The sequence below is a fragment of the Ruminococcus sp. RTP21484sp1_RTP21281st1_A8_RTP21281_210402 genome, assembly GCF_040914025.1.
Lineage (GTDB): Bacteria > Bacillota > Clostridia > Lachnospirales > Lachnospiraceae > Blautia_A > Blautia_A faecis.
In genome coordinates this window covers 30,677-54,988 of record NZ_JBCPGE010000030.1, presented here as the reverse complement: position 1 = coordinate 54,988, position 24,312 = coordinate 30,677, and the positions used below count along the sequence as shown (strand labels likewise).

The 24,312-nt window shown below is 40.0% G+C and carries 28 protein-coding genes and 1 pseudogene; 25 read left to right on the top strand and 4 right to left on the bottom strand.

What is annotated here, in order from left to right:
• From AB5170_RS14590 to AB5170_RS14555, 8 genes are all read left to right on the top strand, one after another.
• Positions 1-618 (top strand): LysR family transcriptional regulator substrate-binding protein (locus AB5170_RS14590; protein ID WP_368365086.1); only part of this gene is annotated, 618 nt, incomplete at its 5' end.
• Positions 619-673: 55 nt separating this feature from the next.
• Positions 674-1,147, top strand: coding sequence for a DUF2284 domain-containing protein (locus AB5170_RS14585; protein WP_118583164.1), 474 nt, complete (start codon positions 674-676; stop codon positions 1,145-1,147).
• 166 nt (positions 1,148-1,313) lie between these two features.
• Positions 1,314-2,120 carry a DUF4866 domain-containing protein gene (locus AB5170_RS14580; RefSeq protein ID WP_173717572.1) on the top strand — a complete coding sequence of 269 codons (807 nt, stop codon included), beginning with the start codon at positions 1,314-1,316 and terminating at the stop codon, positions 2,118-2,120.
• 27 nt (positions 2,121-2,147) lie between these two features.
• Positions 2,148-3,479 carry a threonine/serine exporter ThrE family protein gene (locus AB5170_RS14575; protein WP_173770449.1) on the top strand — a complete coding sequence of 444 codons (1,332 nt, stop codon included), beginning with the start codon at positions 2,148-2,150 and terminating at the stop codon, positions 3,477-3,479.
• Positions 3,480-3,813: 334 nt separating this feature from the next.
• Positions 3,814-4,125, top strand: a complete 312-nt coding sequence (locus AB5170_RS14570; RefSeq protein ID WP_368365085.1) for a hypothetical protein — start codon at positions 3,814-3,816, stop codon at positions 4,123-4,125.
• Between the two features lie 836 nt (positions 4,126-4,961).
• Positions 4,962-5,957 (top strand): LacI family DNA-binding transcriptional regulator, encoded by a 996-nt coding sequence (locus AB5170_RS14565; protein ID WP_195478312.1) that lies wholly within the window; start codon positions 4,962-4,964, stop codon positions 5,955-5,957.
• Between the two features lie 41 nt (positions 5,958-5,998).
• Positions 5,999-7,786 (top strand): glycoside hydrolase family 13 protein, encoded by a 1,788-nt coding sequence (locus AB5170_RS14560; protein WP_368361969.1) that lies wholly within the window; start codon positions 5,999-6,001, stop codon positions 7,784-7,786.
• A gap of 3 nt (positions 7,787-7,789) precedes the next feature.
• Positions 7,790-8,143: an extracellular solute-binding protein gene (locus AB5170_RS14555; RefSeq protein ID WP_368361968.1), complete on the top strand. Its 354-nt coding sequence runs from the start codon at positions 7,790-7,792 to the stop codon at positions 8,141-8,143.
• Positions 8,144-8,299: 156 nt separating this feature from the next.
• Here AB5170_RS14555 and AB5170_RS14550 read toward each other — a convergent pair whose 3' ends face one another.
• Positions 8,300-9,580 (bottom strand): IS4 family transposase, encoded by a 1,281-nt coding sequence (locus tag AB5170_RS14550; protein ID WP_055052401.1) that lies wholly within the window; start codon positions 9,578-9,580, stop codon positions 8,300-8,302.
• 192 nt (positions 9,581-9,772) lie between these two features.
• Between AB5170_RS14550 and AB5170_RS14545 the strand changes: the two genes are divergently transcribed.
• The 17 genes from AB5170_RS14545 (at position 9,773) to AB5170_RS14465 (ending at position 22,451) form a co-directional block, all read left to right on the top strand.
• The gene (locus tag AB5170_RS14545) at positions 9,773-10,681 is read left to right on the top strand and encodes an extracellular solute-binding protein (RefSeq protein ID WP_368361967.1); all 909 of its coding nucleotides are present in this window, start codon (positions 9,773-9,775) and stop codon (positions 10,679-10,681) included.
• Positions 10,682-10,715: 34 nt separating this feature from the next.
• A complete protein-coding gene (locus AB5170_RS14540) occupies positions 10,716-11,600 on the top strand; it encodes a carbohydrate ABC transporter permease (RefSeq protein ID WP_368361966.1) in 885 nt (294 codons plus the stop codon).
• A 12-nt stretch (positions 11,601-11,612) separates the two neighbouring features.
• The gene (locus tag AB5170_RS14535; protein ID WP_368361965.1) at positions 11,613-12,458 is read left to right on the top strand and encodes a carbohydrate ABC transporter permease; all 846 of its coding nucleotides are present in this window, start codon (positions 11,613-11,615) and stop codon (positions 12,456-12,458) included.
• 160 nt (positions 12,459-12,618) lie between these two features.
• Positions 12,619-12,714 carry a winged helix-turn-helix domain-containing protein gene (locus AB5170_RS14530; protein ID WP_368361970.1) on the top strand — a complete coding sequence of 32 codons (96 nt, stop codon included), beginning with the start codon at positions 12,619-12,621 and terminating at the stop codon, positions 12,712-12,714.
• Between the two features lie 130 nt (positions 12,715-12,844).
• Complete coding sequence (locus AB5170_RS14525; RefSeq protein ID WP_368361964.1) at positions 12,845-13,528, top strand: response regulator transcription factor; 684 nt, start codon at positions 12,845-12,847, stop codon at positions 13,526-13,528.
• Entirely contained in the window at positions 13,525-14,577 is a 1,053-nt protein-coding gene (locus AB5170_RS14520; RefSeq protein WP_368361963.1) for a sensor histidine kinase, read from the top strand. Before AB5170_RS14525 ends, AB5170_RS14520 begins: the two co-directional genes overlap by 4 nt.
• A gap of 118 nt (positions 14,578-14,695) precedes the next feature.
• A complete protein-coding gene (locus AB5170_RS14515) occupies positions 14,696-15,361 on the top strand; it encodes an ABC transporter ATP-binding protein (RefSeq protein ID WP_368361962.1) in 666 nt (221 codons plus the stop codon).
• Positions 15,362-15,374: 13 nt separating this feature from the next.
• Positions 15,375-17,891, top strand: coding sequence for an ABC transporter permease (locus AB5170_RS14510; protein WP_368365084.1), 2,517 nt, complete (start codon positions 15,375-15,377; stop codon positions 17,889-17,891).
• 398 nt (positions 17,892-18,289) lie between these two features.
• On the top strand, positions 18,290-18,529 hold the full coding sequence (locus AB5170_RS14505) for a hypothetical protein (RefSeq protein WP_368362017.1): 240 nt from the start codon (positions 18,290-18,292) through the stop codon (positions 18,527-18,529).
• Positions 18,530-18,788: 259 nt separating this feature from the next.
• Positions 18,789-19,160: a hypothetical protein gene (locus AB5170_RS14500; protein ID WP_118583137.1), complete on the top strand. Its 372-nt coding sequence runs from the start codon at positions 18,789-18,791 to the stop codon at positions 19,158-19,160.
• A gap of 277 nt (positions 19,161-19,437) precedes the next feature.
• Positions 19,438-19,602: a rubredoxin gene (gene rd, locus AB5170_RS14495; protein ID WP_148463579.1), complete on the top strand. Its 165-nt coding sequence runs from the start codon at positions 19,438-19,440 to the stop codon at positions 19,600-19,602.
• 76 nt (positions 19,603-19,678) lie between these two features.
• Positions 19,679-20,113 carry a bacteriohemerythrin gene (locus tag AB5170_RS14490; protein ID WP_019161195.1) on the top strand — a complete coding sequence of 145 codons (435 nt, stop codon included), beginning with the start codon at positions 19,679-19,681 and terminating at the stop codon, positions 20,111-20,113.
• A 228-nt stretch (positions 20,114-20,341) separates the two neighbouring features.
• Positions 20,342-20,620: a hypothetical protein gene (locus tag AB5170_RS14485; RefSeq protein ID WP_173718983.1), complete on the top strand. Its 279-nt coding sequence runs from the start codon at positions 20,342-20,344 to the stop codon at positions 20,618-20,620.
• A 179-nt stretch (positions 20,621-20,799) separates the two neighbouring features.
• Positions 20,800-21,012: a DUF6219 family protein gene (locus AB5170_RS14480; RefSeq protein ID WP_005421604.1), complete on the top strand. Its 213-nt coding sequence runs from the start codon at positions 20,800-20,802 to the stop codon at positions 21,010-21,012.
• Positions 21,013-21,015: 3 nt separating this feature from the next.
• On the top strand, positions 21,016-21,471 hold the full coding sequence (bcp, locus tag AB5170_RS14475; protein WP_055060581.1) for a thioredoxin-dependent thiol peroxidase: 456 nt from the start codon (positions 21,016-21,018) through the stop codon (positions 21,469-21,471).
• Positions 21,471-22,217, top strand: a complete 747-nt coding sequence (gene yaaA, locus AB5170_RS14470; protein WP_118583128.1) for a peroxide stress protein YaaA — start codon at positions 21,471-21,473, stop codon at positions 22,215-22,217. The genes bcp and yaaA overlap by 1 nt, the downstream gene beginning before the upstream one ends.
• 75 nt (positions 22,218-22,292) lie before the next feature.
• Positions 22,293-22,451: a rubredoxin gene (locus tag AB5170_RS14465; protein WP_005339874.1), complete on the top strand. Its 159-nt coding sequence runs from the start codon at positions 22,293-22,295 to the stop codon at positions 22,449-22,451.
• Positions 22,452-22,544: 93 nt separating this feature from the next.
• On the opposite strand, the gene AB5170_RS14460 is transcribed toward AB5170_RS14465, so the two are convergent.
• From AB5170_RS14460 to AB5170_RS14450, 3 genes and pseudogenes are all read right to left on the bottom strand, one after another.
• Positions 22,545-22,700, bottom strand: coding sequence for a hypothetical protein (locus AB5170_RS14460; RefSeq protein WP_173770323.1), 156 nt, complete (start codon positions 22,698-22,700; stop codon positions 22,545-22,547).
• Between the two features lie 13 nt (positions 22,701-22,713).
• Positions 22,714-23,103, bottom strand: a pseudogene (locus AB5170_RS14455) (transposase); the annotation flags it as partial.
• A gap of 103 nt (positions 23,104-23,206) precedes the next feature.
• Complete coding sequence (locus AB5170_RS14450; RefSeq protein ID WP_148463575.1) at positions 23,207-24,295, bottom strand: histidinol-phosphate transaminase; 1,089 nt, start codon at positions 24,293-24,295, stop codon at positions 23,207-23,209.
• Between the last annotated feature and the right edge of the window lie 17 nt (positions 24,296-24,312).

Below are 24,312 nucleotides of genomic sequence, written 5' to 3'. Positions count from 1 at the left end.
GGAAGTGTAGCCATCGGTGCCAGTGAAACTGCCCTCAATATTTTCCTGCTGGATAAATTAAAAAGTTTTCACATGACTTATCCTGGAATCCGGCTAAGGCTATACAACCATTCCACACCGGAAGCCATTGAATCAGTTAAGAGTGGAAAGATTGATTTTGCAGTAGTTTCCACTCCGGCAGAGGTGGATTTCCCATTGAAACAGATCATGCTCATGCCGTTTCAGGAGATTCTGGTTGGAGGCACTACTTTTACCGCCCTTAGCAGTCAGGAGCTTTCCCTTCGGGAGGTAAAGAACTATCCGCTGATTTCTCTTGGGCGGGAAACTATGACCTATAAATTCTACAACAGTGTATTTTTATCAAATGGTCTGGATCTTTCCCCGGATACGGAAGCTGCCACTGCGGACCAGATTCTGCCTCTGGTAAAATGCGAGCTTGGGCTTGCCTTTTTGCCCCAGCCGATGGCCGCACCTTCCCTTTTGAAAAAAGAGATCGTACAGATTCCATTAAAAGATGAAATACCGGAGCGCCAGATCTGCCTGGTGTATGACAGCCAGCATCCTATGGGAGCTGCGGCAAGGGAATTAAAAAATACCATTCTATTAGGGCATGTATAAAAACAGCGTATGGAAAAAATTTTGGTAATTAGAAAAAACTTGGAGAAAGTACTTTATGGATTACATAAAAGAAGCGAAAAAACTTGGTTTTTCAAATACGGCAATCATGGACACAAAAAAACTCGTATTCAAACCGGAATACCGAAAGTTTTGTGAAGAAAATCAGTGTGGATGTTACAACGTAAATCCAGCATGTCCACCTGAATGCGGAACGGTAGAAACTATGAAACAAAGGGTATTTGCCTATGAAAAAGCGCTTATTCTACAGACGATACAAAGTAAGGATATGGACTATAAAATGGCGAAGCTTGCGCACAATAAACTCACCGAACAGTTGGCCTCTAAAATAATGGAATCTGGAAATACCGACCTGCTGATCATGTCCGCTGGTCCTTACAGGCACTATTCCTGCCTGTCCGCCTACTGTGTTGATGCCCAGGAAATGGCAGATGCGGTGGGAATGACCTGCTGGGGGACCGATGATAAGATACGGTATTTTTCACAAATTTTATTTCATGGAAACTTATAATGGAAAACACTTACAACGGTCTGTGATATGGCAGACATAAAAATATGATATGAAAAAGAAATCTCTCATCCTATTGCGGTATGACTATAACAATGCTATAATCCCTCCCGAAAAGAGACAGGTACAGTTCTCATTATGATCCAAACAGAAAAAGAGGCGTTTTAGTATGAAAACAGTTTTACCAAGAGAACAAGCTGTAGAAGATATTTTTTCCAGAATCCTGGCTTCCCCGGAGGCATCAGGAAGGCTTCGGAAAGTGTTTTACCAATATCTGGATGATGAACATATGCTGGTGGATGAGGATCCGGACCACTTTTTGCAGGTACTCTTTCACGCTTACCAGAACGGGGATGTAAGTGCTCTTCTTCTGGAATTGTGTGGAAAAAGTATGTTTGATCTGCTCCGCGAAGCCTATCTGATTCCAAGAAAATTCCATGGAAAAGCAGGAGAGAACCCGGTTCTTCTTACTAATGTGGAAGGAGAGCTTCTTCCAGAAGCAGGGAAGATGGTTTCCGCTCATGAATACGAAAAATTTAAAGAGACATTTGACAGGCATGAGTGTGTACCCAGGTCCGGGCTTTACCTTGCAGATGGATATGACATTGTACATTCTTACACGGACGGACTGGAAATTAAAGAAGAAAAAGAAGAACGCCAGCGTGGAATCTTGATCCTTTATGCACTCCCGGATACCTGTAAGCTGGGTCTTACAGAAGCCCAGACTTATGCCGTTGTATGGAAGACTTTCCAGGAAATCCAGCAGGCAGCACCGCATGCCGTCGTATTCTATGGACAGGAGACCGGTATAAAAAAAGAAAGTCCCGATAAACCCTTTGATGAGCTTGGCGTTCTCCTTCCTATCCATGAGTTTGAGAAGAAAATGCTTCAGCGCATGGAGGAAATTGATGGAATCGTTCTTGCCTGCAGGGAACGGATGATGGAACAGGCTGGAAATGACAGCCTGAAATTATAATGAGACTTTTTTGAAGGAAGTGGCTTTATGCAGTTGGAGAGGGTCAGAAAAAATCACATGGACGTGGAGTGGCATGAATACACCGATGAAAATGGCAAAAATACTCCCGTTATAAATGCGAGCATCACGGAAAAGGCTTCCATTATAGGACGTGTAGGGATTATGTTTTTATCCTGTGGAACTGGAGCATGGAGAGTCCGAAGCTCTATGAATGCCCTGGCGGAAGCGATGGGGATTACCTGCACCACAGATATCGGGCTGATGTCCATTGAGTACACCTGTTTTGATGGGGAAAACGGATTTACCCAGTCGTTATGTCTTACCAATACAGGGGTGAATACGTCAAAGCTGAACCGGCTGGAGCATTTTATCCGCGATTTTGAAACAGAGGGGAAAAATATGTCCGGGGAAGAGCTTCATAGCTATCTGGATGAGATTGAAAGAATTCATGGCCTTTATTCCCCGGTAGCCCTGGGGCTGGCTGCCGCCATTGCATGCTGTGGATTTACCTTTCTTCTGGGCGGAGGACTGGTAGAAATGTTCTGTGCTTTTGTTGGCGCAGGACTTGGAAATTTCTTTCGCTGTAAATTAACAAAGCATCATTTTACCCTGTTTCTTGGAATTGTTTCCTCGGTTTCTCTGGCATGCTTTGTATATGCAAGACTTTTGAAATTAGGGGAAATCCTGTTTGGGATTTCCATTCAGCATGAAGCAGGATATATCTGTGCCATGCTTTTTATCATCCCTGGTTTTCCCTTTATTACCAGCGGAATTGACCTGGCAAAGCTGGATATGCGTTCTGGCATGGAAAGGCTCACTTATGCACTGATCATTGTTCTGGTAGCCACCATGTCTGCCTGGATCATGGCTATGCTCCTTCACCTGCAGCCAGTGGATTTCATAAAGATCCGTATGTCTGCTGCAATGTGGATCCTCACACGGCTTGCTGCAAGCTTTTTCGGCGTGTTCGGTTTTTCTATCATGTTTAACAGCCCAGTCAGGATTGCCTGTTCTACGGCAGTACTTGGTGCAATTGCAAATACCCTCCGTCTTGAACTGGTGGATCTCGTAGCTTTACCTCCGGCAGTAGCTGCATTTATAGGGGCACTTACAGCCGGACTTCTTGCCTCCCTTTTGAAAAATAAGGTGGGTTATCCAAGGATTTCCGTGACAGTGCCTTCCATTGTGGTCATGGTACCGGGGCTTTATTTATACCGTGGATTTTATAACCTTGGAATCATGTCCTTATCCGTTTCTGCATCCTGGTTTGCAGCTGCGCTTCTGATCATTGCATCGCTTCCGCTTGGACTAATCTTTGCAAGGATTTTAACAGATAAGACGTTTCGGTATTGTACCTGACTTGATTCGTGCTCGTAACAAAGACCGTAATAAATGTGATTGGTGAAATTGTGAAAAGGATATCTGATATTTTCTTCTGACCGGTGATTTTGACCTTACAAGCATTGACTTGGAACCGATTGGAAATATGAATGATATGGAGAATCCTCCGCCTTTAGGCGGGGATTCTCTGCGTTTATGGATAAAGTTGTGCAAAATAATAAACCTTATCATACGGAAAGGCAGAAAAGCCCGAAAATACAGTATTTGTGCGGCTTTGGGGAATTTTGTACTTATCGTATTTTATCGTAATTTATCGTATCTTGATGAAAAAATGGTGTACTAATGGTTTAAAATGGACGTAATAAATGGGAATGTGCAAATTGAACAAAGACCAGATATCAAGATTAATACTGCCGAAGCAGACCTTATAGAAATAATCATCGTAAGACTTGGCGGAGAAAATCAAGATCAAAAAGGACTCGTTGATTTTTTATATGGATTGTTTTCAGGTAATCAGGAAAAAGTATTATCATATATTCCGGACTCTGATAAACCGGTCCGACAAAAGGAGGTGGCTGATATGTTAAGTATGATTTCCTATGCCGAGGAAAATGGTATAAAAAAAGGCGAAAAAAAAGGCGAAAAAAAGCTGAAAACCGTTTAGGAACACTTATGAATATTCTTCTGAAGAACAAACGTTATTCGGATGCAGAGAAGGCCTCTGAGGATGAAGAGTATCGTGAGGAGCTTTATAAAGAATATAAATTATAAGCATATTAAGAAGTACATCGGTAGAAATTATATGCACTGTAAAAAATAATAAAATATAAAAAGGCAGGTCTTTTTTAGGCTTGCCTTTTATAAATGGAAACTCAAGAGATTATGCAATTTCTGCAACAACTTGGACAAAATGAAACTGCATGTGTTCAAGCATTTCAACGTTGTCATTATGAATATCAGGATATCGGCTTTGCACATTATGCTGGGATAAAGGGAGACAATTAGAATAAAAGAGCCATTGATTTTACTGTTGAAGGAAACATTACAGATATAACGATGTTAAAAAATATAAAATCGAAATTAAAATCTGCAGTTGAAAAAGCAATCAAACCAGCTGAATCAGCTAAGCATATAAGGCCATAATACTATATATTAAAACGATAATGTTATAAAAATCAGAACAAATTTTTGTATGTAATATACAAAATATCAATTCCTTTTAAAATTTAATTGACATTTCTAATAATAAGTGGTATTACTAAAGCATAGTTAATGCAAGCGCTTTCATAAAGGAAGCGCATATATTAAATCACATTATGCAACCGCTTGCATAATGCGTGAATGGAAGGAGGTTTTCACAAGAAAATTATTTTTTTACCATGGAATGCAACCGCTTGCATAATATCTGATATAAGGTTATAATAATGACACCAACAACACGGATAATGTAAAGAATCATATAAAGATCAAAAGAATAATCTTATATCAGGGAGGATGTATATGGGGGCAACGTTAAATGATATCGCAAAAAAAGTGGGAGTTTCTCAATCTACTGTATCAAGAGTGATCAATGGAACTGCACCAATTTCAGATGAGATGAAAAATAAAGTTTATAAAGCAATGAAAGAGCTTAATTATCATCCAAACAGCCTTGCACGAAACCTTGCGAAAGGAAAGTCCCTTACGATCGGGCTGGTGGTAGATGCAGATAATGAAAATGCATTTGCCAATACCTTTTTCACGCGAAGTGTTTATGCAATGGAAAAAGTAGCACAGAGAAATGGATACAGTCTTCTGATCACAAATGATGTGGAAGAAAAAAGTTCTCCTGCATGCGAGCTCATTTTTGGACACAGAGTTGATGGATTAATTTTGACTGCGTCAGACTTGAACCAGAATATTTTATCAGCCCTGAGAAATGAAAACATTCCATGGGTGGTAATGGGAGAAACATCAGAGAAAAATGGAACCATGAACTGGGTAGATATGGATAATCTCCAGGGAGGCGTAAAAGCAGTCGAGCATTTACTTAAATGCGGCTATCGAAAAATTGCTTATGTGGCAGATGATCTGGAAGCCATGTTTACCAAACGAAGGATCCAGGGTTATGAGAAAGCTCTGGAGGGAAAAAATACCTGTATTATTTTTAAGGAAAAGAATGAAGAAGAATTGGAAAGAAAAATTATAGAGTCAACAGAACATAAACATGTAGATGCATTTTTATGCTCCAACAATATAATTGCCTTTCAGATTCTGCAGGCATTGAAAAAACTTGGAAAGCAGGTACCCACAGAAATTGGAGTTGTAACTTTTGATAATTATCCCTTTGCAGAATATATGGATCCGCCGCTCACTGTAGTGGATATCGATACTTACAAGCTTGGGGAAATGGCAGCAGAGGTTTTGATAAATAAGATAAAAGATCAAAACTTTATACAAAGAGAGAACCTAATTTCAACTGAGTTGATTCCTAGGTTGTCTACTCGAAAGGTATAATAGAGTGAGGATATCAAAACCAATGCAGAATTGGAGAAAAAATGAATATACCGGCAGTACAACATCATGCAGGCTATCCGGATGTGTATCTTGCCAGCAGAAAGAAATTGGTGGTGACGATACATGCCGCTGCAGGTGATATTAGAACCTGCGAATTGCTGATTTTTCCAAGAACTTCACCAAAGAAGATCAGCAGTTACCTTATGCAGCGTGTTACTAGAGATGGTGTGAGAGATCATTTTACAGTAGAAGTGATTACAGAAGATACGTTAAGGTATTTGAAATATTACTTTAGATTAACTGACACCGCAGGAAAGATTTATTTCCAGAATGCATGGGAAACCAGTGAAAACGAACCAGAAGATGGATTTTATGAATTCCTCTATGCGAATGAAACTAATGTTTTAAAAGTTCCTGAATGGGCAAAAGGAGTTATTTATTATCAGATTTTCCCGGAACGCTTTGCTAATGGGGATTCTTCTAATGATCCTTCTGGCTGTCAGGAATGGGGAACAGCACCTAACAGAGAGAATTATATGGGAGGCGATCTCTCCGGAATTCTGAAAAATCTGGAATACCTGAATTCTCTTGGAGTGGAATGCCTGTATCTGAATCCCATATTCAAAGGGGATTTTAATCACAAATATGCTACAACGGATTATTTGGAGATTGATCCTTCTTTCGGAACAAAGGAAACATTTCAGGAACTGGTTGAAACCTGTCATAAATATGGGATAAAAATCGTTCTTGATGGGGTATTCAATCACTGTGGCATACATTTCGCTCCCTTTCAGGACATACTTGAAAAACAGGAATTATCCAGGTATTGTGACTGGTTTTATATCAGAAAATTTCCTGTAGAAGTATCGGAAACAGATGCAGTTTATGAGTGTGTCGGGGACTATGGATATATGCCAAAACTGAATACGGCAAATCCGGAAGTACAGGCCTATATTTACAATGTGATGGTCTTCTGGCTGAACGAGTATCATATTGATGGATGGCGCTTAGATGTCGCAGATGAAATCGATCCCTCTTTGTGGACAAGAATCAGATATCGGATTAAGTCAGCGTATCCGGATTGTCTCCTTTTGGGAGAAACATGGGGAGATGGATTTTCCTTGCTGGATGAAAAATCCGTAGACAGTATCATGAATTATGTATTCCGGGATAGTGTGAGGGATTTTCTTGCCAGGGGCAGCATTGATGCAAAAATGTTTAACCACAGAATTTGCCAGATGCGTTCCCATTATCCGGAAGAAATCAGGCAGGCGCTTTTCCAGCCGTTGGACAGCCATGATACGGAACGATTTTTATGGAATTGCAGCGGTGATATTCGCCGTTTGAAACTGGCCGCTTTGTTCCAGATGTGTTTCCCAGGGGCTCCAAGCATCTATTACGGTGATGAAATTGGCTTAAATGGTGACAATGATCCCGATTGCAGAAGATGCATGGAATGGAACCCCGCAAAACAGAATGCAGATGTATTATCTTTTTACAAAAAAATAATCCGTATCCGAAAAAAGAATCCATGTTTAAGAACAGGAAACATTGTACCACTTGTATGTGAAAAGATGACATACGGGTATTTATGCCAGTCAGACAACCAACAAATTTATGTACTCATTAATGTGGCAGAAGAAGCGACTGAAGTGCGGCTTCCCGTTCTTAAGATTGCAGAGTACAAAGATTTATTGACAGGAAAAAGTTATCAGGCAGAAAAGCGGGTAAACGCAGGATATTTTAATGAAGACATGATTTCCTGCCAGGGAGCTTTAAAGTTATCATTGAGAGCATTTGAAGGCATCATTTTAAAACAGGAGGAATGAAAAATGAGAAAAAGCAGTAAGTTATTTACCATTTTATCAGCAGCAATGTGTGTAACAGCATTAGGTGCAGCACCCTGTTATGCAGAAGAGGTTACCATCAATTTCTGGCATCATTACAGCGAACAGTCTGCCGAAAATGAGACATTGAATGATGTTTTGATCCCTGAGTTTGAAAAAGAAAATCCTGACATTAAGGTAAATGCAGTTTCCCATGAATGGTCAGACCTTCATGAAAAAATCCTGATAAGTGCCAAATCCGAAACCCTTCCAGATGTAGCACGACTCGACAGTGCCTGGGTACCTGAATTTGAAAAAATGGGAATTTTAGTACCTCTGAACCCAATGCTAGCAATATAGTGTCAACTTAAAATCGTTATGATTCTGCTTATTTAATTTCGCTCCTTGAAAACTAAATAGTAAAAATAGTATCTCGCCTTATTGCCGGATTTATGGTATAGTTAAACAGACCTATACGGGATAGGCCTTTAAAAATGGTCTTCTCTTGTGTAGGAGTTAGAGTACCGATTTTCTTGTGCGAAGATGTTTTCGGTCTCTATTCTTTTTAGAGCGTTCATAGCATCTGCCAGGATGAATCTGTGAACGCTTTTTTGATGCTTTTAGGATCAGATTTGTAATGACTGGCAGAATTTCTATGGACATAAAAAGTAATTGTGGCACCAGGGCTTTTACCTCACCGATAATGAAAGTCCGTTTTGACTGGTAGGCCCACTTGTTTTTGATAAATGCTTTCTGTTTTACTATGCTGTCTGCTTCTGTTTTAACAAGCGCAGCAAGATTGGAGAACAACAGGTTTATGTATAATTCCTGCTCAATGGAATTACAGCTTGTTCCTGTGAATTCTTCCAGTTCCCACCATTCCTTGAGTTCCCGGTATTTTGTTTCGATATTCCATCTTTCAAAATAAAGGTTATAAAGCAATGCAGGAGAAATAGACGGATCTGTGATATTAGTGACCAGATATTCCGCTTCCTCGTTTGATTGTTCTGGCAGTGGTACTCTTACAATTCGGTAAAGGACCGGTTTGCCATCTGCTGAAGCAGCAGTCCATGAAAAATCATCAGAGCCTAACCGGGTAAGATGATTCCCCTTGTTTAAACGCATCAGAACATGACAGCCATCAGAAACCAGATCCTCGTATAATTCTTTTGAATAATAACCACGGTCAAAGACGAGCAGTGCATTCTGGGCAAGATTTAATTCATGTAACCTGGTCCAATGTTCCCTCGAAGGATCACGCTCTCCAGTTCCTTTTGTATATATCTGCCCATCGACTATCTGATCAAGAAAGACATCATAGATAGTGGAAAGAAGACCCTCCACCCAGCAAATATCCTGGTTATTACAGCTTGTAATCGTTCCAAATTCAGAGGATGTGTCGTTGGATAATGGGATCTCCAGCGTAGATCCATCAACAGCGAAAACACGGTATCCAAACCAGCTTTTTGAACAAGCGGCATGTTTGTATACAGTTTCAACCTGTTCATCAAAAAGTTCCTTGAAAAGATCTGGCAGGATGCCGCGCCTGGCTTTGGAGACTGCCTGTCGTGAAACATCGGGAAACTCGATGTCAGGAATCTGCCGTTGAAGTGCGGACAATTCAATATCCATTGAGCGCTTTTTGGAATAGATAAGATAGGCAACTACCTGCTTTAATGTAAGCTTGCGGTGTCTTACAAATGCTTTTGAGCGTCGGAACTGCTCAAGAAACTGGTCTGAATTAACGTGGGTTCGCAGTTGTGTCAAAATAAGGGTAATTAAATCAGAATAATTCATAGCGTACCTCCTGAAAGTGTATATTCAAAAGGCTTCGCCGCAAATTTTGGCCACTTTGTCAAGTGTATATAGTGCCGATATTTGTCGCACAAAATTGTATATTTTTACTATTTAGTTTTCAAGGAACAGATGAGCCAATATAACTGGCTTAAGTTGACACTATATTGCTAGCATTGACCTCTGAACCAGGAGATGGGTGATTATCAGGAGGTAGCGGACGGTCTTCTGGAAAGTGCAATGAGTACCGCTCAGATTGGACAGGATACTTACGGACTTGCGTTAAATACAAATACGAAAATACTGTTTTACAATGTAAAGGCCTTCAAAGATGCCGGACTTTCTGCGCCGACTACTATGGATGAATTTATAGAGGACTGCAAGAAGCTGGCGGGCGAAAATGAAAATGGCCAGCAGATCTGGGGCTATGATGAACCAGCATTAGCAGGATGGAATTTATGTCCGTTTATCTGGAGCATGGGTGGTTCCATAACCAATGAGGATCAGACCAAGGCTACCGGATACTTAAACAGCGCTGAAACCGTAAATGCAATCCAGACACTTGCGGATCTGTATAAAGAAGGTGCAATCACTGGCTGGAACAGTGGAGATATCCCAATGACGGATGGTTTTGGAACTGGAAGATATGCCATGATCATGGATGGTCCGTGGAAAATCTCTGAAATGGAAGGCTCATATCCGGATTTTGAATACGCAACAGCTCCAATGCCAGAAGGCGAGGGCGGTTCCCATTCTGTTCTTGGTGGCGAGGATATTTCCATGTTTAATACGGCAAACAAAGATGCTGCATGGAAATTCATGAAATTTATGACTGGTGAGTTTGCGCAGGAAGAAATGGCAAAATGCAGCCAGATTCCGGTAAATAAAGCTACTCTCGAAAGCGATACCGTAAAAAATGCTGATTTTGCACCATTTATCGAGGCTATTAAATCCGCAGAATCCAGACCTACCGTATCCTGCTGGTCTGAAATCGACAGCGAACTGGCAACTGCTGTAAGCGCTGTTATGAATGATGAAAAGAGCGCACAGGACGCCATGGATGAACTGGCAGAAAAAGTAGACGCTTTATTAGCAGAAGAATAATAGAACAGATTCTTAAGTTAACGGGAGGGATTGTATGAAAACAAAGAAAAGCCAAAATATCCAGATTGGATTTCTTCTCCTTCCAGGTATTTTGATTTTTGGATTCTTTACCATTTATCCAATCGTAAAATTATTTATCACAAGCTTTTTCAAATGGGATTTTGGCTCTATGTTTGATCAGGAGTTCATCGGATTTGCCAATTATAAAGAGGTTTTAACGGATCCATATTTTCATCTGGCATTTTCGAATTCCATTGTGTATACATTGGTAACAGTACCAGCACAAATGATACTTGGACTTCTGATCGCAATGCTCATAAACAATATTAATAAATTTTCCATTAGTTATCGAGTAGCATATTACCTTCCCGTTATTACTTCATGGGTAATTGCATCCTTAGTGTTCAAGTATGTTTTTAACACGGAAGGATTGCTGAACTATTTTCTTACCAAAGTAATACATCTGACCAGTGGAAACATCCATTGGCTGGACAGTCGGTGGGGCGGCATGAGCGTTGCAATGCTTTTGGGAACCTGGAAGGGAATCGGCTGGAATATGGTAGTCTTTTTAGCTGCTTTACAGACTGTTCCAAGAGACTTATATGAGTCTGCAGCATTAGATGGTGCCGGAACCATTGCCCAATTTATCTATGTGACAATTCCTTCCATAAAAGGAACGATCCTGTTTGCACTGGTAATGCTCACCATTGGTGGATTTAATGTGTTTACATCGATTAAAATGATCACAGATGGAAATCCAGGACATAAAACAGAAAGTGTGCTGACCTGGATGTATTATAAGGCATTTAGTACAGGTGAATTTGGTTATTCCGCAGCACTTTCCTTTATTATTGCTGTGGTATTAGGAATATTGGCAGTTGTTCAATTCCGGATGATGGATCACAGTAAACTGGATTAGGGGGTGGGGAACTTGAAGATATCCAAAAAAGCTGTTTATAAAGGAATTACATACATAATCCTCACTCTCGGTCTTATCATTGTTGTTCTTCCAATGATCTATATGCTGAGTACTGCATTGAAGCCAAATGGTGCATTATATGAATATCCTCCCAGATTTTTTCCAAAAATAAAAGAAATTACCTTGGAAAATTTCCAGTATATTCTGCACCAAAAGAAGTTCGGAAACAATTTTATTAACAGTATTTTTGTTTCCACTGTGACGGTAACAATAGCAGCAATTGTTGCGGCAGCAATGGCATTCTGTATTGCGAGGTTTAAATTTCCGGGACGTAAGTTCTTATTCACGTTTATCATGCTGACCATGATCATACCTGGGACTACTTTGATTGTTCCCCAGTATGAGTTAGCGGTCAAACTGAAGGTGATCAATAAATTAAGCGGGTTGATTCCGTTTTATGTTGCATGGGTTATTCCCTATTCTACTTTCATGATAAAAGGGTTTGTAGAGAACATTCCCAGGGAGTTGGATGAAGCAACCTATATAGATGGTGGAAGTGTATTTACTGTTTTTTTCCGAATCATTCTTCCATTAACGAAACCAGGAATTGCTTCTGTATCTATTTTTAATTTCCTTACTGCATGGGAAGAATTTCCATGGGCCAATACAGTCATTAATGACGATCTGAAAAGAACATTGCCCATCGCTATTTCCGGATTTTTCGGACAGCATCAGTTTACACAGTGGGGATATGTTTTTGCACTCTCTGTACTGAGCTTAATTCCAATACTTGTAGTTTTTATTTCCTGTCAGAGATTCTTTATTGAAGGATTAACAGCAGGAAGTGTAAAAGGTTAAATATGAAAATAGAAGAATCGGGTAGAAAGTGATTAACAATAGGCTTTCTGCTCGATTTTTCACGTTATAGGAAAGACCGCTTGCGGTGCTCTCCTAAATTGAAAAATGAGGATGTGAAGAAAACAACAATAAAAAGGAATTATTTCGAAAGCAGGAAAAAATAGATTTATTTTTTATAGAATTTGAAATTTTGCATTTATTAATGCGAAGTCCCGGAAGAATGTTTAGCAAAGAACAAATATATGATATCATATGAAATGAACCTTATTCCGGTGATTATAATGTGGTTATGCGACATATCTGCAACATTAGAGAAAAGAAAACAAATGTCAGTGAGGTTTCTGTGACATTTGGATGCTACACTGAAAATGAAGGAGTGTGATACCATGCGAATTTTAGTAGTCGAGGATGATCGACTTTTGAATAATACTTTATGCTATAACTTGAATACTGCGGGCTATACGGTTGATTCTGCACTGACAAAATCAGCGGCCGGTAGTTTCTTGACGAAGCAGGACTATGACCTGATTGTGCTGGATGTAAATTTGCCGGACGGGAACGGTTTTGACTTCTGCCGGGAGGTAAAAGAGCGCCGCCCCGATACCGCTATTATCTTTCTGACCGCAAATGATATGGAAAGCGATATGCTCAAAGGGTATGAACTGGGCGCAGAGGATTATGTGACAAAACCTTTCCCTATGAGCGTCTTTCAAAAGAAACTGGCGGTGGTGCTGGGGCGGCTGACAAAACAATATGGTGGTGATACTTATGAGAATGGCACACTGACCATCAATTTTTCAGAGATGAGTGCTGCCCTGTCAGGAAAGCCACTTACATTCCCCCCACTGGAATATCGACTTTTGAAAATCCTGATGAAAAATCCACAGATTGTTTTGACGCGGCAAGTCTTGTTGGAAAAACTGTGGGACGCAGACGGAAATTTTGTGGATGAACACGCTCTGACTGCGGCTATCAGCCGGGTACGAAACAAAATCGAAACACCCGACCGTCAGTACATCAAAACGGTATATGGTATGGGCTATATGTGGATCGGAGGGGCGCTGAAATGAATGTGCGAAAACTTTCCGTCAACAAAGCCTGTATCTTTTTAGCTGTTCTCCTGCTAGCAGCAATGGTGACAGTTTCAGTGGCTTTATATGCGTTGATCCAAGATATAACCGCTGTTTGGTATGTACTATTGTTCGGCATCTTTGTGCTGTTTTGCTCTATTTGTTTTATGGTGCTGGTTCGCCGCAAATTGGCGATGTTCTCTGATGCTTTTTGCAGTTTGATGGATGATATGTTGTCCGGGAATATGCAGCCGAAACAGACTGTGGAAGAAGAAAGCCTTTTCTATAAAATTGAATATCGGCTGAACCGTTTGTATGAAGTCATGCAGGAAAACAAGAACAGCATTGCACAAGAGCGGGCTGACTTGCAAGAACTAATTTCCGATATTTCCCATCAGGTCAAGACCCCGATTGCGAACTCGAAAATGATTAACAGCACCCTGCTTGAAAATGAAGTCCCTTTGCAAAAGCAAAAAGAGTTTCTTACAGCACAGGCCACCCAACTTGATAAACTGGATTTTCTCATGCAGGCTATGATTAAAACCTCGCGTCTGGAAACAGGTGTCATTTCTCTGGAAAAGAAAAGCCAGCCGCTTTATGACACGCTTGCCGCCGCATTGGGAGGTATCCTTCTTAACGCCGAGAAAAAACAGATCAATGTTCAAGTGAACTGCCCGGAGAGCTTGATCGTTTCTCATGACAGAAAATGGACAGGTGAAGCGCTGTTCAACATTTTGGATAATGCGGTGAAATATACGCCGGAGGGTGGTCAAATCCGGGTTTCGGTTGAAAGTTGGGAAATGTATGTGAAAATTGACATTGCTGATACAGGCATTGGCATCTCAGAACAGCATCAGGGGGCAATTTTCAAGCGGTTCTATCGGGAGGACATCGTACATGATGTAGATGGAATTGGTATTGGTCTGTATCTGGCTCGTGAGATCGTAACCTTGCAAGGCGGTTATATTCGGGTAACATCCGAGGTTGGGAAGGGGTCAACCTTTTCTGTTTTCCTGCTTCGAGAACAGAGTAAGTACGCCGAAGAATAAATGTCACAGGCTTATGACATTTAGAACCGAATTGTCCAGAAATAATTTATAGCTCGTGACATTCCTGTGAGGTTTGGTCGTTACAATGGGCTTAACGAAAGAAAGGATGGTGTTCTTTATGAGCATTTTGCAAACGACTGAACTAAAAAAATATTATGGTTCAAAGCCCAATATTACGAAAGCACTGGATGGCGTAACCCTCTCCATTGAGGATGGGGAGTTCATGGCTATTGTTGGTACTTCTGGCAGTGGAAAATCCACACTTCTGAATATGATGGGAGGTTTGGATACTCCAACTTCCGGCAGTATCAAAGTAAAAGGAAAAGAATTGTCGAAATTCAAGGATGAACAGCTTACCATCTTCCGCAGACGCAACATCGGTTTTATCTTTCAGAATTACAATCTTGTTCCTGTGCTGAACGTCTATGAAAATATTGTTTTGCCGGTGGAGCTGGATGGTGATACCGTTGATAAGCATTTCATGAATGAAGTCGTGAAAATGCTGGCTCTCGATGAAAAGCTGAACAGTATGCCTAACAATCTGTCCGGTGGTCAGCAGCAGCGTGTAGCGATTGCCCGCGCCCTTGTTTCTAAACCGGCTATCATCCTGGCCGACGAACCTACTGGAAACCTTGACAGCAGAACCAGCAGCGATGTATTGGGTCTTTTGAAAATGACCAGCCAGAAATTTCATCAGACCATTGTGATGATTACTCATAACAATGAGATCGCCCAGCTTGCCGACCGCATTATTCGTATTGAGGACGGCCGGATTTCCGAGTAAAGGGGGCGAAAACATGACAGATATTTTATTTGGGAATAACAACAGACTTGTCTTGAAACTTCTGGCAAAGCGCTCGTTGAAAGCTCAAAAAAATACGATTGCGGTATTGGCAATCATGCTTGCTACGTTGCTTTTTACCAGTTTGTTTACGATTGCCATTAGCTTGCAGACTGCTATGCAGGAAAGTAATATGAGGACAACCGGCACTTCTGCCCATGCTGGTATCAAGCGTTTATCCTGGGAAGAATATGAGAAGCTATCATCGGATACAGGAATAAAAGACATCGGATATTCAATTATCATAGGAAATGCCGTGGGAGATGATTTCAATAAGACGCCGACGGAACTGCGATATGGTGATGAAACTTATTTGGAACTGACCTTTAATACTCCTGATACCGGACATCTGCCGGAACAAAAAAATGAGATCGCCACCAGTCGTATTGTTCTGGATGCGATGGGACTGCCGGATAAAGTCGGCACACAAATGGAGTTGACCTTTACAACTGATACGGATACATTTACCGATACCTTTACGCTTTGCGGCATTTGGGATGGGGATGCTGTGGCGTACCGTCAAACAATGCTATTATCCAAAGCATATGCGGAACAGGTAGCTCCGGTCATCCACGGGGAAACGGACGGAACAACCCCACCTGTGGGAACCGGTTATATTGATGCTGTTATGATGATGCCTACGGCATGGAATATTGAAAAGCAAGCATTAGAGGTGACTTCCAAATACGGTTTAGATGAACGGGTAAGTATTAACGACGCTTACCAAATGGCAACGGTCAATCTTTCTTCCATGCTGCCCCTTGTGGCCGGTATTGCGGTTATCTTTATCGCAGGTTATCTTCTAATCTACAATGTGTTTTATATTTCTATCGCGCAGGATATTCGGTTTTATGGAATGTTGAAAACACTGGGAACCACCGCAAGACAAATAAGGAAAATCGTTTATAAAAAAGCAATTAAGCTATCTCTTATGGGTATTCCTATTGGACTATTGTTGGGATGGCCGATTGGTCGGTTGTTGTTGCCTGCGATTGTAAATATGCTAACTGATGATATAAGGGTCATTACTACGGTAAATCCATTGATCTTTTTGGTAGCGATTGTCTTTTCTGCAATTACAGTTTTCATTAGCTGTCAAAAACCTGCGATATTGGCGGCTAAAATTTCTCCGATGGAGGCACTGCACTATATTGAACAGACTGGTGGAAAGAAAAAGCAGCGGCGCAGTAAGCATATCAGCACAATGATGATGGCAAAGAACAATCTGACTCGAAACAAGAAAAAAGTAATGATCGTTACTTTGTCTTTTGTCCTTAGTATTGTTCTCTTGAATAGCGTTTATACCTATGTGACCTCCTTTGACTTTGATAAGTTTGTGGCTGATTTCAGCCTTACAGATTTTACAGTTTCCGATACAACAGTAATTAACAATTATGCGCCATATAACACAGCGAATGTAAGCCAGGATTTTATTAGCCAGACAGAAAGTTTGCATGGTCTTGAAGATATAGGAAATATCTACTTATGGACTTCCAAACAGCCGCTTTCTGAAAACGACCTCGCCCGATTACAGGAACTCTCTGCTTCTTCCAGTGATATTGCAAATGAACTGGAAAATTATAGGGTTCGACAGGAACATGGTGTGAATGTATATGGCTTGGATGATTTTCCGACAGAATATGTACAGGTGTTAGACGGTGAACTAAACACGGAACAGTGGAAAGCCGGAACCGGCGTGTATGTAACTCCATTGCGAATGATGGGTGATGGTTCTCTTTGCTTGTATAAACCGGGCGATCAAATTAGCGTGACACAGCTTGATGGTACAAATAAAGTGTATGATGTGCTGGCTGTGGTACGTATTCCAAGCGCATTACAAACTCCTTTGCAGGTAGACATGGGATTGGACTATATTTTCCCGACCAATGAACTTTTGGGAAATATGGTACCCGCCGATCAGCCGGCCATGAAAACAATCTTCAATGTGGATCATGAACACCAGCTTGCAACCGAAAACTGGCTGAAAAACTACACTAAAAATACGGACACCTCTTTGGATTATCTTTCAAAAGTGACCCTGCGGCAGAACTTTGACAGGATGATCAATATGTTCCGTCTTGTGGGCGGCACTCTTTGTGCGATATTGGCTCTGATCGGCATACTGAACTTTATTAACTCCATAACAACGTCTATCTTGTCTCGATACAGAGAAATTGCAATGCTACAATCGGTAGGTATGACAGGATGGCAGGTTAAGCAAATACTGATATATGAAGGGATTGGTTATTCTATCTTGGGCCTTTTAGGTTCTCTGATACTTTCCGTTATAGCAAGTCTAACGGTGGTTCGGATGATGGGTGTGGAATTAACCTATTTTACATGGCATTTTACCCTGCTTCCGGTATTTCTCTGTATTATCCCTCTGCTCCTCATTACAGCCATTGTTCCTTTGGTCTGCTATAACAAAATGGCACAAAAAACTGTGGTAGAGCGGTTACGTATTGCCGAATAAAATACGCAGATACGAAACGGTCATCCAAAAGGGGTGGCCGTTTTCAAATGTCACAAAATTTGGGCAACGAGTGAAATCACTGCCTTACCTGTATTGTGTTGAAAAATTTCGCCTAACCTTAGAAAAAGTTGTTTTGTTGATTGCTGAAAACTCTATTAACTTATCATACAGAAAGGCGGAAAAGCCCAGAAATACAGTATTTGTGCGGCTTTGGGAAATTTTGTACTTATCGTATCTTGTCGTAATTTATCGTATCTTGATGAAAAAATGGTGTACTAATGGTTTAAAGATCAACATCATCTGCTTTTTCCAGAATCAAACAGTTGGAGTTAAATGGATATATCCGCAGAATCCCGGCATCGCCAAGAGCAATTGAGATTTTATAGTGGGGTGTCGGCATGAACAAAGTATATGTAGATGTAGTAGCAGAGTTTCGGAAAGACGGACAGCTGATTCCCATATTTTTTACATGGGAGGATGGAAGAAAGTATAGCATTGACAGAATTTTGAAAATCGAGCGGTGCGCCAGCAGAAAGGCAGGCGGTGTAGGAATGATGTACACCTGTATGATACAGGGGCAGGAAAGCCACTTGTTTTACGAAGTGGATAAATGGTTTATGGAGAGAAAAACAGCATAAGGAGAGATTGGTATAGACGATATTATTTGGATTATTAATCGGCAGGGATAGTCACTTTCCCTTTATATTCCTGCAGGTTTTACATAAGAAGATGGATTTCGGTCAGCAAAGGCAGCTCCCACAATGCCTTTTGGATATCCGCTTCTGCAAGTTGTAGTAAGTAATTGCTTCCCATCAAAATCATGAGATCGTGGTACCGCAGGCAAAGGATAAAAGATTTAAACCGTCACTGGGCGTTGAGGAAGAGTAGGGGAGTAATATGAGATACGAAGATTCGATGAAAGGTGTAGCTGATCAGATAATCAAAGAACAGCAGCGAGCCAGTAAAATTAAAAACAATCCAGAAGAGTTCCATTGGCATGACGAATATGCAACGTTGAATTTCTTTCGGTTTATCTGCAAAAATATCGGTAACTTGAGAAATGGAGAAATTGAAAAAATGGTCACACGTTTAAAGTACATAGATCAGAAAGCAGTGGAAAACCATGTGAATGGTGCTGTTTGGGCATTTGATTATGATAAGATGTTCTGTGTATTGATGGAAAATGAAATTTGTCGAAAGGTGTGTGAAAAGAATAAATATAACAGTTGGATGAATCTGATTGGACAGTATTGTGTTTCAAGGACTTAAAGACGAAGAAAGTTGTTGGAGAGAAATAATTTCCAGCAACTCTGTCTTTAATGAATAGAGTTCATTTTTTTATTCAACTATTCCCATGATATATACAATATGTAAATGTGCAATTCAAATATCAGTTTATGCTAAGTGTAAAAAATAATAATAATTACTATTATTGACAAAAGAATAATTATCATGTATAATACAGATACATAAGAAACAAAGTGTTAGAAAAATTGCTAGGAACTTGGTAACAAAAATAAATCGACATTGAAAAGGGAAAATGACTATGAAAAAATATGAATGTGAACCATGTGGCTATATTTATGATCCGGCAGTAGGCGATCCAGACGGAGGTATCGCTCCAGGAACTGCATTTGAGGATATTCCAGATGACTGGACATGCCCAATCTGCGGATTAGGAAAAGATGTTTTCGTTCCTGTAGAAGACTAAGCAGAAAATGCAGGTACGAAACTGCCAGACATTAAAAGAGCCTAAGAGAACATATAAAAGAAATGGAGGTCAAATTATGACTTACGATTTAAACATTACCTTTGATGACAATTTAGTAACAGGAAATAAAACAATCGATACACAGCACAAAGAATTGATTGACCGTATTCAGAACTTTGTAATTGCCTGTCAAAATGGCGACAGCAAGGTAAAGGCGATCAAACTTCTGGATTATCTTAACGAGTATACTGACTTTCATTTTAAAGAAGAAGAAGCACTTCAGGAAAAAGCCGGTTATCCAGAGCGTGAAAAACATTATGAAAAACATGAAGAGTTTAAAAAGACAATTCAGGAACTGTATGAATACCTTCAGGAGTATGAAGGACCAACAGATCGGTTCAGTGAACTTGTACAGAAAAATGTAATCGACTGGCTGTTTGGACACATTAAAACATACGACCGCTCTGTGGCAAAATTTATCTTTATGAAACAAAATCCAGATCGATGCTAAAATAAACCAGGGAACGAGTTCACTCAGAATGTAGACAACGTGATGAAGTAAACTAGGGGCTGTCACAATGCAGCCCCTTTCCTGTTATAGCGATATTCTAGGTAATATATTGCGCTGGCATGACATATTATTTTACTACTACTATATGGGAAATTTGAATCCAGTCATAAAGAAGGCGAACCAGATGTAGTTGGAACTTTTTCTGTAAATCGGGATGAAAATATAACCGTGGTCGCAAATAGGGAAGATATTGAGGATAGAGAAGCGTTTGCAAGAAAACTTTTGCAGATGTACAAGGATGATTCTTTTCATTCGACAAAATTCTCTACAGACAGAGGATATGCGACGAGCATTGATATGAACATCTATTTATGGAAAGAAGATATTGAAGACGGGGAATCGGTAATGACGGCCGAATATAGACCTGTAGAATACGGAAAGGACTATGATGTTGTCAATAATCCTGATAAATTTCAACTATATATAGATGGAAAAGAGATTAAATAGTAATCTCCTGAAAGCAAGCTTTTTGTCAATTATTTCAAAGAAAAATTAAAGGATAACAATACATAGTTTTGACAATGATATTTTGAAAAATTTTATAGGAATGTTCTATTATCAAATTGACATAGGAATATGGTAGCGTATAATTAGAATTGAATACACTGAAAAAATGGAGGAATTACATGAAAGCACATAAATATTGGTCAGTAGGAGCATTGATCACAATGCTTGGGACTTTTTACACTGGATATAAAAAGCAAAAATCAAGTCACAAATACTTTGCTTTAAGTTCTATGTTATGTATGGTAATGGCGATATATACAGGTCATAAAATGATTACCGGGAATAGGAAGAAAAAGGCGAATAAAGAGAAAGATACAGAAAGGGAGGGATAAATAATGTTGGAAGTAGGGGTTAAGGCACCGGATTTTGAGTTGCCAGATCAAAATGGGAAAATACATAGATTATCGGATTATACAGGAAAAAAAGTGATTTTATATTTCTATCCCAAGGATAATACAGCGGGATGCACGAAACAGGCATGTGGGTTTTCTGAGCGATACCCTCAGTTTACCGAAAAAGGTGCAGTTATTCTTGGAGTCAGTAAGGATTCTGTATCCTCTCATAAGAGATTTGAGGAAAAATATGGATTGGCATTTACACTTTTAGCAGATCCAGAGCGGAAAGTTATTGAAGCATATGATGTATGGAAAGAAAAGAAAAATTATGGAAAAGTCTCTATGGGAGTAGTAAGAACCACATATCTTATTGATGAACAGGGGATTATTATAAAGGCAAATGATAAAGTCAAGGCTGCAGATGATCCTGAAAATATGCTCAAGGAATTAGATTAATGAAGATAATATTATCCCCTGCTAAAAAGATGATTACAGATACTGACAGCATAGCGCCGGATGGATTGCCTGAATTTATTGAAAAGACGACAGAGATACAAAGTTGGTTGAAAAGTAAGTCAAAAGAAGAACTGAAGACTATCTGGAAATGTAATGACAAAATTACAGAACAGAACTTCAATAGATTGGAAAACATGGATCTTTATCATTTACTTACCCCAGCTGTCTTATCATATGAAGGAATTGCTTTTCAATATATGGCTCCATCCGTGTTTGAGGACAGTCAGTTCGAGTATGTACAAAAGCATTTGAGAATAATATCTGCATTTTATGGTGTGTTAAAACCAAGGGATGGTGTGACGCCTTATCGTTTGGAAATGCAGACGAAGGTTGGAATAGGAGAAACAAAAAATCTGTATGAGTACTGGGGAGATTTATTATACCGCTCAGTGATTGATAACAGCAGGATTATAATCAATCTGGCATCGAAAGAATACTCTAAGTGCATAGAAAAATATCTGACACGACAGGATAGATACATTACGATTACATTTTGTGAGTTATCAGGAGATAAACTGGTGACAAAAGGTACATATGCTAAGATGGCCCGTGGTGAAATGGTTAGGTTCATGGCTGAAAACAGAATTGAAAATCCTGAGGATATTAAGAAATTTGATAGACTAGGCTATTCATTCCGCTCTGATTTATCATCAGATGCAGAATATGTTTTTGAACGGAAAAAATGATGATTGAATGATTATTTTAAATAAAAGGTAATCAGTAATATTGATTATTATAATAATAGAAGGAGGAACAAACTAATGAAATATGTATGTGACGTTTGCGGATGGGAATATGATGAAGAGGAAGGTTATCCTGAAGGTGGTATTGCACCAGGAACAAAGTGGGAGGACGTTCCAGAAGATTTTGAATGCCCATTATGTAATGTTGGAAAAGATCAGTTTTCAGAAGTTGAATAAAATTCTGATTATTTAAATACGGATAGATAAACAAAAACCCTGGTGCGTGTGAGCAACAGGGTTTCAGACTGTAGACAAACTTGGTGTTGGGTGTTATGCCCAGCACCATTTTTCTTTTAAAACTTCTTTTCTTTTTATTTTCTTCAAAATCAACAAAAATCTGGCTGTGTTCCAACCTCGTTTTTCCAGGATCTTTGCCAGTTTTTTCAGATTCATGCATGCAAAGGTAAGCCCGGCTTTCATTTCCATCCGTGCTTTTTTCCAGAATCTTTGAAAAGATATGCTCAAAAAGGTCTGTATCTTTGAAACGGCGGGTATAATTCTTTCCAAATGTAGAGAAATGAGGTACTGGATCTAACATGTCTAGTCCGAGAAACCAACGGTATGCAACGTTTACCTCGATCTCTTTCATGGTCTGACGCATGCTTTTTATCCCATAGAGATACTGAATGAATGGTATCTTTATCAGCATGACGGGATCCATACTGGGACGGCCGTTATCCGGACAGTATTTTTCTTCAACCAGATCATAAATAAAATTCCAATTGATTGCTTTATCAATCAATCGCAGCATATGGTTTTGAGGTACCATGTCATCCATGGAAAACATCATCATTTGTTCTCTGTTTTTATCTGCATTTTTCGTCATCATAAAAAACACCGCCCTTCTGATATTTATTATATCAGAAAAGCGGTTCCAACAATAGCAAAACCCTGCAAAAGCAGGGCTTTGTCTACAGTCTGAAGCAGCTGGATTACAGCTGCTTCAGTACGTTTAAGAGTTTTGTATTATCGTCGTGCATCATGATGCAGAAGCGGACAAATTCGCCGTCCAGGCACTGGAAGGAAGAACAGTCGCGGATCATCAGGCCTTTTTTGATGCAGGCCTCAAAGACATCGGCGGAAGTCAGACCGTCCCGGCGGATTTTTAATAAGATGAAATTGGCATAGGCAGGATAAACTTTAAAAGTAGGGATATTTTGAAGTTCCTGCTCCATGCGGTCACGCTCATCGAGGATCAGATCACGCGTTTCCTGAATGTAGTCGTGGTCACGGAGCATCAGCTCTCCGGCAAAGGCACCAAGACTGTTCAGTGACCATGGCGTCTGTTTTTCTCGCATTTTGGAAAGAAATTCCATATTTCCGGTAATTCCGTAACCGAGACGCATGCCCGGTGCAGCATAAAATTTAGAAACACCACGCAGTACCATAAGATTGGTAAATTCTCTGGTCAGAGGAATTGCAGTTATTTCTTCGACATCTGGTGCGAACTCTACGTAAGTTTCATCGATCATGACAAAAATATCTTTATCTGCACAGAATGCGATCAGTTTGCGGAGATCTTCCTGCATGATCGCAGAGGAAGTCGGATTATTCGGATTGCAGAGAATCAAGAAATCATAACCGTTTTCCAGAGTTTTGCACAGATCCTCTACATCGAGAGTGAAATTTCGTTCTTCTCGCAGATGATAATATTCCTGTGTGCTTCCGGAGAAAGAAAGTTCTCTGGAATATTCGGAATATGTCGGTCCGAGAATCAGGGTGTGTTTCGGCGCACGTTCCTGAATCAGAAGTGAGATCAGTTCACTGGAACCATTTCCCGGTAAAATAAATTCAGCGGGAATCCTGCAGTATTCTGAGATCGTATTTCTGAGAGATACATAATCTCTGTCCGGATAAGAAGAAAAAAGATCGACATTTTCTGCAATTTCTTTTTTTACAGAGGCGGAGAGGCCAAGAGGATTGACATTTGCCCCGAATTTAACGATATCTTCTTTATTTAAATGATAGTAGTCACATATTTTTTCTATGTCACTTCCATGAAAAACCATTTTTGTAGTCATAAGGTTACACTCCTCAT

Bases quoted from the DNA above. Each gene is read 5' to 3' on its own strand.
- AB5170_RS14585 (WP_118583164.1), top strand. From the start codon at position 674: ATGGATTACATAAAAGAAGCGAAAAAACTTGGTTTTTCAAATACGGCA.
- AB5170_RS14580 (WP_173717572.1), top strand. From the start codon at position 1,314: ATGAAAACAGTTTTACCAAGAGAACAAGCTGTAGAAGATATTTTTTCC.
- AB5170_RS14575 (WP_173770449.1), top strand. From the start codon at position 2,148: ATGCAGTTGGAGAGGGTCAGAAAAAATCACATGGACGTGGAGTGGCAT.
- AB5170_RS14570 (WP_368365085.1), top strand. From the start codon at position 3,814: ATGGACGTAATAAATGGGAATGTGCAAATTGAACAAAGACCAGATATC.
- AB5170_RS14565 (WP_195478312.1), top strand. From the start codon at position 4,962: ATGGGGGCAACGTTAAATGATATCGCAAAAAAAGTGGGAGTTTCTCAA.
- AB5170_RS14560 (WP_368361969.1), top strand. From the start codon at position 5,999: ATGAATATACCGGCAGTACAACATCATGCAGGCTATCCGGATGTGTAT.
- AB5170_RS14555 (WP_368361968.1), top strand. From the start codon at position 7,790: ATGAGAAAAAGCAGTAAGTTATTTACCATTTTATCAGCAGCAATGTGT.
- AB5170_RS14550 (WP_055052401.1), bottom strand. From the start codon at position 9,580: ATGAATTATTCTGATTTAATTACCCTTATTTTGACACAACTGCGAACC.
- AB5170_RS14545 (WP_368361967.1), top strand. From the start codon at position 9,773: ATGGGTGATTATCAGGAGGTAGCGGACGGTCTTCTGGAAAGTGCAATG.
- AB5170_RS14540 (WP_368361966.1), top strand. From the start codon at position 10,716: ATGAAAACAAAGAAAAGCCAAAATATCCAGATTGGATTTCTTCTCCTT.
- AB5170_RS14525 (WP_368361964.1), top strand. From the start codon at position 12,845: ATGCGAATTTTAGTAGTCGAGGATGATCGACTTTTGAATAATACTTTA.
- AB5170_RS14520 (WP_368361963.1), top strand. From the start codon at position 13,525: ATGAATGTGCGAAAACTTTCCGTCAACAAAGCCTGTATCTTTTTAGCT.
- AB5170_RS14515 (WP_368361962.1), top strand. From the start codon at position 14,696: ATGAGCATTTTGCAAACGACTGAACTAAAAAAATATTATGGTTCAAAG.
- AB5170_RS14510 (WP_368365084.1), top strand. From the start codon at position 15,375: ATGACAGATATTTTATTTGGGAATAACAACAGACTTGTCTTGAAACTT.
- AB5170_RS14505 (WP_368362017.1), top strand. From the start codon at position 18,290: ATGAACAAAGTATATGTAGATGTAGTAGCAGAGTTTCGGAAAGACGGA.
- AB5170_RS14500 (WP_118583137.1), top strand. From the start codon at position 18,789: ATGAGATACGAAGATTCGATGAAAGGTGTAGCTGATCAGATAATCAAA.
- rd (WP_148463579.1), top strand. From the start codon at position 19,438: ATGAAAAAATATGAATGTGAACCATGTGGCTATATTTATGATCCGGCA.
- AB5170_RS14490 (WP_019161195.1), top strand. From the start codon at position 19,679: ATGACTTACGATTTAAACATTACCTTTGATGACAATTTAGTAACAGGA.
- AB5170_RS14480 (WP_005421604.1), top strand. From the start codon at position 20,800: ATGAAAGCACATAAATATTGGTCAGTAGGAGCATTGATCACAATGCTT.
- bcp (WP_055060581.1), top strand. From the start codon at position 21,016: ATGTTGGAAGTAGGGGTTAAGGCACCGGATTTTGAGTTGCCAGATCAA.
- yaaA (WP_118583128.1), top strand. From the start codon at position 21,471: ATGAAGATAATATTATCCCCTGCTAAAAAGATGATTACAGATACTGAC.
- AB5170_RS14465 (WP_005339874.1), top strand. From the start codon at position 22,293: ATGAAATATGTATGTGACGTTTGCGGATGGGAATATGATGAAGAGGAA.
- AB5170_RS14460 (WP_173770323.1), bottom strand. From the start codon at position 22,700: ATGGAAATGAAAGCCGGGCTTACCTTTGCATGCATGAATCTGAAAAAA.
- AB5170_RS14450 (WP_148463575.1), bottom strand. From the start codon at position 24,295: ATGACTACAAAAATGGTTTTTCATGGAAGTGACATAGAAAAAATATGT.